We start from the raw sequence: 9,336 nt of genomic DNA, 5'->3' as shown, positions 1-9,336 counted from the left end.
AGACACCGCCTTTTCACGGCGGTAACACGGGTTCGAATCCCGTACGGACTATATTATCCGGCATAGCTCAGTTGGTAGTAGCGCATGACTGTTAATCATGATGTCGTAGGTTCGAGTCCTACTGCCGGAGCTAGAGACACTCCTAGTGAGTGTTTTTTTATTGTTCAAAAAAGGCCTTCACTAGCATTTTAATGAAGAGCCTTATTTTTTATATTGGTAAGTAGCTGTTTTTTTGATATATTTACATTCTCTGTCGTTTCCTACGTAGAAAATTATAACAAACAAATAAGATTATGCCAGATATGAAGGCAATGCCACCTTCTTTTAGTCCATTAGGAATGAAAGTGAGAACAACATTTCCTTCTCCTTTTTTCACATCCAATTTCATAAAGCCGTTTTGAGCTCGTTTTAGTGTGACAGGCTTCCCGTTAAGAGTGGCTGACCATCCCTTATCATAAGGAATGGTAAAGAATAATGAAGTATCCTTTTCCGCTCTATAGTTTGTTTTTACTGTGTTTAAATCAGTAGTTGTGGAAACGGGCTGTTCTTTTAATTTTTGAATGACATTTTGATATTGCTCAGTATTAACGGCAAAAAATTCTGGTGTATCAAATGAAACTGTTGAATTGTCTGGGAATGTAAAGCGAATAGATACTGTTTGACTTTGACTGAAATAGCCAGCATTAAAGAAAGGAAAAACATTATTAGTTGTATAACGTTCTGTAAAGTTATTGACAGTAATGTCAACATCTGTCTGATCATCATTACTAAAATCAATCCCAGCAACATTAATATATAGTTGACTGTTAGCAGGTACATTGACAGTATAGATTACACTAGCAAAGCTTGTATTATGTTCTCTGTCAACATCCACAGTCACTCTGTTACCAATTTGCTTGACATTTTCATTAGTAGTTATAGCATCTACTTTATCATAATATTTAAAATCAAAGCCAGTCAATTGATTCAAAAATTCTGTCTGATTATCTAAAGTCAAATTTGTAAACTTGACATCCTGGTAAACATCATTGGTCAGAAAAGCTAAACCAAGTGCAGCATCATTTTGGTAGATAGACATTTCTTTTTCAGTTTTTTCAGGAAGAAAACCAAATTTTTGAGGATCTGTTTCAGATAGATTGTAGCGAACACCAAAAATACTGTCCATTAAAATACTGTTATTTTGATAACGGAGATTCAGATTTGTTCCTGCTGATTTAAAACCAAGTTTATCTAAAGTAGAACTTGCCTGAGTATTTCGAACAGATGAGAACTGGGAAACTCCATTGTAGTTGAATTTCATACTGTCATTTCCCGTTTGTGGATTCAATCTTTCAGTTCTAAAAAAGTCAATATTTTCCTTTTTGGAATAATTGACAAGCTTGTCAATCTCGTCAAGGTGGCTAGCATAAGATGAACGAGTGGCAAATACCCATTCTTTAGCAATTCCTCCAACTTGATAATAGGAATTAAGCGACAATTCAAAAGTAACAAAGAAGAGCAAGACAGGGAGAATGATTTTTGGTTGAATAGAAGATTTTTCTAAGACAAAGCTAATCAAGAGATAAGCCAGCAGAAATTCTAATGTTAGAATATAATTCTCAGGACCCAAAAAATCATAATGTTTTCTCTGAATAAAAGTAAGAATGAATCCAAGGCTGAGCAAAGTGAAACTAATGGCAAGATTCATCAATTTCACATCTTTCCAACGATTTAAAGTCTCAGCAGCCATATAGATAACTACCAGAGAAAATAGCCAAGAATAACGGTGAAGAAACATGTTCGGTGCATGCATTCCCTGCCAAAGTAAGTCTAAATATTGAAGATAAAAACTAGCTATGAAAATTGCAATGAGTAAAAAGTAGCAAAGTTTCACGTGAAACTTAACAGATTTTAAGGTGAAAAATAAGATAGCTAGAATCAAAGGGAAGGTGCCGACATAAATCATAGGGATAGAACCATACTTGGTTGTATCAAAACTGCCAATAAAATTTTTAGCAAACACATCTAAGAACCAACTTTTTTCTGTCAACAAAGAAGAAACTTTTGTTAAGGTTTCCCCATGAGTGCTTATATCTAAGTAAGTTGGCAGAATCATGATTAGGCTAGTCAGACCTGCTAAAGCAGATATGACTGTAAAGTCAAGTAAACTTTTAATTCTATTTTTGAAATTCCAAGATAATTGAAGAAAGTACCAAAAGACCAAAAAGATTGCCATCATATATCCAAAATAATAATTTTGGATGAAGAGAATTGACAGTGTTGTAAAGTATAGTACTCTTCCTTTTCCAGTTATCAACCTATGTAAACCTAGCACAATCAAAGGTGTAAGGATAAACACATCCAACCAGGTTTTAATTTCCAATTGACTGACTGAAAAACTCATTAAAGAAAATGAAGTTGAAAGAGTGATGATGAGTAAAGCTGGAATCTTTTTGAATATTCCTTTGATGCTGATAAGGGTAGAGAGTCCAATTAATCCAAACTTGATTAAGGTAAATAGATAGACGGCATCTGGCATTGATTTCAAATCAAAGAAATAAACCAAGGGAGATAAGAAGCTACCTAAATAATAACTGGATAAAGCATAGAAATTCTGCCCAAGTCCACTGGAGAAAGTATAGAAAATACTGTCTGTGCCATGGAGGATATTTCTTAGGTTAGTATCAAAAATGACATACTGATGAAAACCATCACCAAGCAAGGGAGACGTTTCGCTATTCCAGTAAATTCCATACATCAAGTAGACAAAGAACATGATGAAAAATGGAATAAAGAAGGCACAAAAATAAGGCCAATTTTTTTTAAAATATTCTTTAATGTGATTCATATTTCTTATATAGAAAGAGGCAGAAACGTTGTTTCATGCCTCTGTAAAGCTTTGTAAACGTAAATTGACAAGGAATTAATCTTTCCAAAGTTCTTTGACTTTTGCCTGAACTTCCTGATTTTCCAAGAATTCATCATAGGTTTCGTCAATGCGGTCAATGACACCATTTTTAGACAGGACAATGATATGGTTAGCTAAGGTTTGAATAAATTCATGGTCATGACTGGCAAAAATAATGGATCCTTTGAAGTTTTTCAATCCATCATTTAAGCTGGAGATTGATTCCAAATCTAAGTGATTGGTTGGATCGTCCAAGACTAGAACGTTGGATTTGAGCAACATCAGCTTAGATAACATAACCCGAACTTTTTCTCCTCCTGACAAGACATTGACAGACTTGTTAACCTCATCTCCAGAGAAAAGCATGCGCCCAAGGAATCCTCGAAGGAAGGTGTTGTCATCCTCTTCTTTGCTAGCAAATTGACGCAGCCAGTCAAGGATTGATTCACCACTAGCAAAGTCACGAGAGTTATCTTTTGGTAGGTAAGATTGACTGGTTGTGACACCCCACTTGACAGTTCCTTCATACTCAATATCACCCATCAAAGCACGAATCAAAGCTGTTGTTTGGATGTCGTTTTGGCCAATCAAAGCTGTTTTATCGCCAGGACGTAAAATGAAGTTAATATTATCAAGAATAGTTTCTCCGTCTATCTTGACAGAAAGGTTTTCCACTGTCAAGAGATCATTACCGATTTCACGTTCTGCTTTAAAACTGATAAATGGGTATTTACGGCTAGATGGAACAATTTCTTCTAATTCAATCTTGTCAAGCATCTTTTTACGAGAAGTTGCTTGTTTTGATTTTGAAGCATTGGCAGAAAAGCGAGCAACAAATTCTTGAAGTTGCTTGATTTTTTCTTCTGCTTTGGCATTTCGGTCAGCTAGAAGCTTAGCCGCTAGTTCGCTTGACTCTTTCCAGAAATCATAGTTTCCGACATAGAGTTTGATTTTTCCAAAGTCAAGGTCAGCCATATGAGTGCAGACTTTATTCAAAAAGTGACGGTCGTGGGATACAACAATAACTGTATTGTCAAAATCGATAAGAAAGTCTTCCAACCAAGTAATAGACTGAATATCTAAGCCGTTAGTTGGCTCGTCCAGAAGTAAGACATCAGGTTTACCAAAAAGGGCTTTGGCTAAGAGTACTTTGACCTTGTCTCCGTTAGAAAGCTCGCTCATATTTTGGTAGTGAAGATCTTCCGGAATATTGAGATTTTGCAATAATTGAGAGGCTTCACTTTCAGCTTCCCAGCCACCTAGTTCAGCAAACTCTCCCTCAAGCTCGGCCGCACGTACACCATCTTCATCAGAAAAATCATGCTTCATATAAATAGCATCTTTTTCTTTCATGATGTTGTAGAGATGCTCATTTCCCATGATTACAACATCAATAGCCCGTTCTTCTTCATAGTCAAAGTGGTTCTGGCGAAGAACTGAAAGACGTTCATTTGGTCCTAGAGAAATGTGGCCTGTTGTTGGCTCAATATCACCAGCTAAAATTTTCAAAAAGGTTGATTTTCCAGCTCCGTTAGCTCCAATCAATCCATAAGTATTTCCTTCTGTAAATTTGATGTTGACCTCATCAAACAATTTTCGGTCACTGAAACGCAGTGATACATCTGATACTGTAAGCAATGTCTTTCTCCTATATATATAATCTTCTTCATTTTACTAGAAAACAGAACTTTTTTCAAATAATTCTGAGATAAAAAGAAAAAATCAAAGCAGAAAGAAAAAAGGAGAATAGAATGAACTAAGACTTTAAGGTTTTACAGCCAGAATAGTTTGTCAATTAAGTTTACAAATATTGTAAAGGGATGTCAATTAAGCTGTAAAAACTGGAATTTTCGCTTTTTTCTAGAAACTTCTTTCTCATTTTCATTGAAAATGATATAATGAACTCATTATAAATTGAGGAGTAATAGATGGCTAAACCAATTATTTTAACAGGAGATCGTCCGACAGGAAAATTGCATATTGGTCATTATGTAGGAAGTTTACGGAACCGCGTGCTTTTGCAGGATCAGGGTAAATATGAGATGTTCGTATTTTTGGCTGATCAGCAAGCTTTGACAGATCATGCAAAGGACCCTCAGACAATTGTTGAGTCTATTGGGAATGTAGCTTTGGATTATCTGGCAGCTGGATTGGATCCTGAAAAGGTGACTATTTTTATTCAAAGTCAGATTCCTGAGTTGGCAGAATTGTCAATGTATTACATGAATTTGGTGTCATTGGCTCGTCTTGAGCGTAATCCTACTGTCAAGACTGAGATTGCTCAAAAAGGATTTGGTGAAAGTTTGCCGACTGGTTTTTTAGTTTATCCGATTTCTCAGGCAGCTGATATTACTGCTTTCAAGGCTAATTTTGTACCAGTAGGACATGATCAAAAGCCTATGATTGAGCAGACTCGGGAAATTGTTCGTTCCTTTAACCACGCTTATCAGACAGATGTTTTAGTAGAACCGGAAGGGATTTATCCTGAAAATGACGCAGCTGGACGTTTACCTGGTTTGGATGGCAATGCTAAGATGTCTAAGTCTCTCAATAACGGCATTTATTTGGCAGATGATATGGATATTCTACAAAAGAAGGTCATGAGTATGTATACAGATCCTAATCATATCAGAGTGGAAGATCCTGGAAAAATTGAGGGAAATATGGTCTTTCATTATTTGGATGTTTTTGGCCGCCCAGAAGATGATGCTGATATTGCTGCAATGAAAGAGCATTATCAAAGAGGTGGTCTGGGAGATGTCAAAACCAAACGCTATCTGTTAGAAATTCTAGAGCGAGAGTTAGGTCCGATTCGTGAGCGTCGTGTGGAGTTTGCTAAAGACATGGGACAGGTCTATCAGATGCTACAAGAAGGATGCGATAAGGCCCGTCAGACTGCGGCCCAGACTCTTTCAGAAGTGAAGTCTGCGATGGGGATTAATTATTTTAAATAACGAACATTATTGATTATAAATCACAAAAACTATCGTTTTTAGTTTCAAAAATGATGGTTTTTATTTTTTGTGTAATAATGATTGACAATTTCCTATAGAATGGTATGATATTAACAACAAAAAAACCAGCTCTTATTCAAAGAAAACTGAACTTCAATTTTCTTTGGGTATTAGTTTAATAAAAAGGAAAAGAGGAAACTGTGGATGTCTAACTGGGACACTAAATTTTTGAAAAAAGGTTTTACCTTTGATGATGTGCTGCTGATTCCAGCTGAAAGCCATGTACTGCCCAATGCTGCTGATTTGAGTACCAAGCTTGCTGAGAATCTGACTTTAAATATCCCAATCATTACTGCCGCTATGGACACCGTTACAGAGAGTCAGATGGCTATTGCTATTGCCCGTGCCGGCGGCCTTGGAGTTATCCACAAAAATATGTCTATTGAGCAACAGGCTGATGAGGTTCGAAAGGTTAAGCGTTCTGAGAATGGCGTTATTATTGATCCTTTTTTCCTAACGCCAGAGCATACGATTGCTGAAGCAGATGAGTTGATGGGACGCTACCGTATCAGTGGTGTTCCTGTTGTAGAAACTCTTGAAAATCGTAAGTTAGTAGGGATTCTAACCAATCGTGATTTACGTTTTATTTCTGACTTCAATCAACCTATTTCCCGTCATATGACCAGTGAGAATCTTGTAACGGCGCCTGTTGGTACAGATTTGGGAACTGCAGAGCGCATTTTACAGGAGCACCGGATCGAAAAGTTGCCTTTGGTTGATGATAAGGGCTGCCTTTCAGGTTTGATTACCATTAAAGATATTGAAAAGGTTATTGAGTTTCCAAATGCTGCTAAAGATGAATTTGGACGACTCTTGGTAGCTGGTGCTGTTGGAGTTACTTCAGATACTTTCGAACGTGCAGAAGCTCTCTTTGAAGCAGGTGCTGATGCGATTGTTATTGATACTGCTCATGGCCATTCTGCAGGAGTTTTGCGTAAGATTGCAGAGATTCGCGCTCATTTCCCTGATCGCACCTTGATTGCTGGAAATATTGCAACTGCTGAAGGTGCACGCGCTCTCTATGAAGCAGGTGTGGATGTTGTTAAGGTCGGAATTGGCCCAGGTTCTATCTGCACAACCCGTGTCATTGCTGGTGTTGGTGTTCCTCAAGTAACGGCTATTTATGATGCAGCTGCTGTAGCGCGTGAATATGGAAAAACCATCATTGCTGATGGTGGGATTAAGTATTCTGGAGATATTGTTAAGGCCTTGGCTGCGGGTGGAAATGCTGTTATGCTGGGTTCAATGTTTGCAGGAACAGACGAAGCGCCAGGTGAGACAGAAATCTTCCAAGGTCGGAAATTTAAGACTTACCGTGGAATGGGATCTATCGCCGCTATGAAGAAGGGCTCTAGTGACCGTTACTTTCAAGGTTCTGTCAATGAAGCTAATAAGCTAGTTCCAGAAGGAATTGAAGGTCGTGTGGCATACAAGGGAGCTGCTGCAGATATTGTCTTCCAGATGCTGGGTGGTATCCGATCTGGAATGGGTTATGTTGGTGCTGCAAATCTGCAAGAACTTCACGATAATGCTCAGTTTATTGAGATGAGTGGTGCTGGATTGAAGGAAAGCCACCCTCATGATGTGCAAATTACAAATGAAGCCCCTAACTATTCAGTTCAATAAAAAATAAAACGAGGTCGGGAATTTTTCCTAACCTCTTTTTAAATTTACGATTTAAATTGACATACTTTTACAATTCAAAAGGCTATAAAAGCTGTTCTAACAACAATTCGATATAATTCGTTTACAACGTAAACAAGTTTTTGTAAATGAAATTTACAAAAATGTAAATCTCATGTAATACTAGGATTGAGATATAATTTGTCCTTGTTGGATGGTGAAAATTTTTATATCTTGTGGAAGATTTTTTAAATGTTCTAAAGTTGTTGTAGTAATGAAAGTTTGAATATCCTGAGAGATAGTTTCTAATAATTTTAATTGACGGTTATTGTCAAGTTCGCTCATTACATCGTCAAGCAATAAAATAGGTGTTTCCTTCGTAATACTTTCTATTAACTTGATTTCGGCTAGTTTCAGTGATAAAACAAGACTGCGATGCTGACCTTGACTACCAAAGTTGGCATCCATCTGGTTGATAAAAAAAGCAATATCATCACGATGGGGACCAACACCTGTATTTTTTTTGAATAGGTCACGTTTACGGCTGCTTAATAAGGAAGAGCAGTAAGTTTCTTCTAAGTTGTCAATTTTGTGTAAAGGAATAGATGACAGATACTTGACAGTCAATTCTTCCAAATTTTGAGAGATGTCCCAGTGCTTGTCTTGAGCAAAGCTTTCTAATTTTTGCAAAAAATCCAACCGATGCCTTATGACACGACAGCCATAGTTAATCAGCTGCTCATCAAGGACAGTCAAGAAGGTTTCATCAACTTTGTCATTAGCTTTCAGATAGGCGTTGCGTTGTTTGAGGACATGGTTGTAATTGGATAAATCTGATAGATAGACAGGCTTGATTTGTCCAAGCTCAATGTCTATAAATTTACGGCGTAGACTGGGGGAACCTTTAATCAACTGTAAATCTTCAGGAGCAAACAAAACAACATTCATAGTTCCAATGTAGTCTGATAATTTACTTTGTTTCAAGTGGTTGACTTTTGTGATGCGACCTTTTGGTGTCAAGTTAATGTCAAGGGGAACTTTACCAGTCTTTTTTTCTAAGATGCCAGAGACAAGGAGATTATTTTCTGTAAAATGAATCAGATCCTTATCTGAGCGTGTGCGGTGGCTTCTTGTCAAGGCTAAAAAATATACAGCTTCTAAAATATTGGTTTTACCTTGTGCGTTCTGACCTAGAAAGACATTCAAACCAGGATGGAAGTCAATATCAGCTTCCTGATAATTTCGGAAATGCTTTATTTTTAATGATTGCAGCCACATGATTAGATACCAGGGAAGCGAACAGGGATTTTAGTAGTTTTCTGCTTTTTAGGTAGCCCTGTATTCTTACGCTTTTCTTTTTTAGAAGTCTGAGATTTTTTTAAATCCTTATTCATGGCTTTGACAAGTTCAGCAACTCGTTTTTTTTCTGCGATTTCTTTCTGGTGTTGCAGAATTTCTTCTTGACTAGGAGCTGTCAAATCAATTTCAATTCCTTGCTCGGGAAGGGAAATCCTGTCATTGACACGGAGTTTTTTTCCCCGGCGGTTTTCTGGCTCGCCATTAAAAAGGACTGGATATTCACTTAGAAATGATTTAATTGCTCCGCCGCTTTGGATAATTCCTGTTTCTTTCAAAAGGGCTTGTAGCGTGATGTAGTCATCAAATAATTTATATTCCATATTTCACCTCAACCCTGTCATTATACCATATTTGTTAGTAAAAAGTGCTGAGGTGCTTTGGATAAAAGTGGAAATTTTCTCCTGTTATCAGAAAACGTTTTAATCAGCAAAAAGCTTGGTAGAACAAACAAAT

6 protein-coding genes and 1 tRNA gene are annotated in these 9,336 nt (G+C 37.1%); 3 read left to right on the top strand and 4 right to left on the bottom strand.

Features of this window, described 5'->3' with window-relative positions:
• Nucleotides 1-56 precede the first annotated feature (56 nt).
• Nucleotides 57-130 (top strand) — tRNA-Asn (locus RYK49_RS10230).
• 111 nt (nt 131-241) lie between these two features.
• On the opposite strand, the gene RYK49_RS10225 is transcribed toward RYK49_RS10230, so the two are convergent.
• Nucleotides 242-2,827 (bottom strand): YfhO family protein, encoded by a 2,586-nt coding sequence (locus RYK49_RS10225; RefSeq protein ID WP_314830601.1) that lies wholly within the window; start codon nt 2,825-2,827, stop codon nt 242-244.
• Between the two features lie 75 nt (nt 2,828-2,902).
• The gene (locus tag RYK49_RS10220) at nt 2,903-4,525 is read right to left on the bottom strand and encodes an ATP-binding cassette domain-containing protein (protein ID WP_314830602.1); all 1,623 of its coding nucleotides are present in this window, start codon (nt 4,523-4,525) and stop codon (nt 2,903-2,905) included.
• A gap of 290 nt (nt 4,526-4,815) precedes the next feature.
• On the opposite strand from RYK49_RS10220, the gene trpS reads away from it, so the two are divergent.
• Both trpS and guaB read left to right on the top strand, forming a co-directional pair.
• Complete coding sequence (trpS, locus tag RYK49_RS10215) at nt 4,816-5,841, top strand: tryptophan--tRNA ligase (protein ID WP_314830603.1); 1,026 nt, start codon at nt 4,816-4,818, stop codon at nt 5,839-5,841.
• Nucleotides 5,842-6,045: 204 nt separating this feature from the next.
• Nucleotides 6,046-7,527 (top strand): IMP dehydrogenase, encoded by a 1,482-nt coding sequence (guaB, locus tag RYK49_RS10210; RefSeq protein ID WP_314830604.1) that lies wholly within the window; start codon nt 6,046-6,048, stop codon nt 7,525-7,527.
• Nucleotides 7,528-7,707: 180 nt separating this feature from the next.
• Here guaB and recF read toward each other — a convergent pair whose 3' ends face one another.
• Together recF and yaaA are read right to left on the bottom strand one after the other, a co-directional pair.
• Nucleotides 7,708-8,802 (bottom strand): DNA replication/repair protein RecF, encoded by a 1,095-nt coding sequence (gene recF / locus RYK49_RS10205; RefSeq protein WP_314830605.1) that lies wholly within the window; start codon nt 8,800-8,802, stop codon nt 7,708-7,710.
• A 2-nt stretch (nt 8,803-8,804) separates the two neighbouring features.
• Nucleotides 8,805-9,203, bottom strand: a complete 399-nt coding sequence (yaaA, locus tag RYK49_RS10200) for a S4 domain-containing protein YaaA (protein WP_314830606.1) — start codon at nt 9,201-9,203, stop codon at nt 8,805-8,807.
• Nucleotides 9,204-9,336 lie beyond the last annotated feature (133 nt).

This window comes from uncultured Streptococcus sp. (genome assembly GCF_963525625.1).
Taxonomy (GTDB): Bacteria; Bacillota; Bacilli; order Lactobacillales; family Streptococcaceae; genus Streptococcus.
Note: the sequence above shows the minus strand (reverse complement) of the source record. Positions and strands in the feature narration are given on the sequence as shown.

Coding starts and splice junctions, on each gene's coding strand:
- recF (WP_314830605.1), bottom strand. CDS start 8,802: ATGTGGCTGCAATCATTAAAAATAAAGCATTTCCGAAATTATCAGGAA.
- trpS (WP_314830603.1), top strand. CDS start 4,816: ATGGCTAAACCAATTATTTTAACAGGAGATCGTCCGACAGGAAAATTG.
- yaaA (WP_314830606.1), bottom strand. CDS start 9,203: ATGGAATATAAATTATTTGATGACTACATCACGCTACAAGCCCTTTTG.
- RYK49_RS10225 (WP_314830601.1), bottom strand. CDS start 2,827: ATGAATCACATTAAAGAATATTTTAAAAAAAATTGGCCTTATTTTTGT.
- guaB (WP_314830604.1), top strand. CDS start 6,046: ATGTCTAACTGGGACACTAAATTTTTGAAAAAAGGTTTTACCTTTGAT.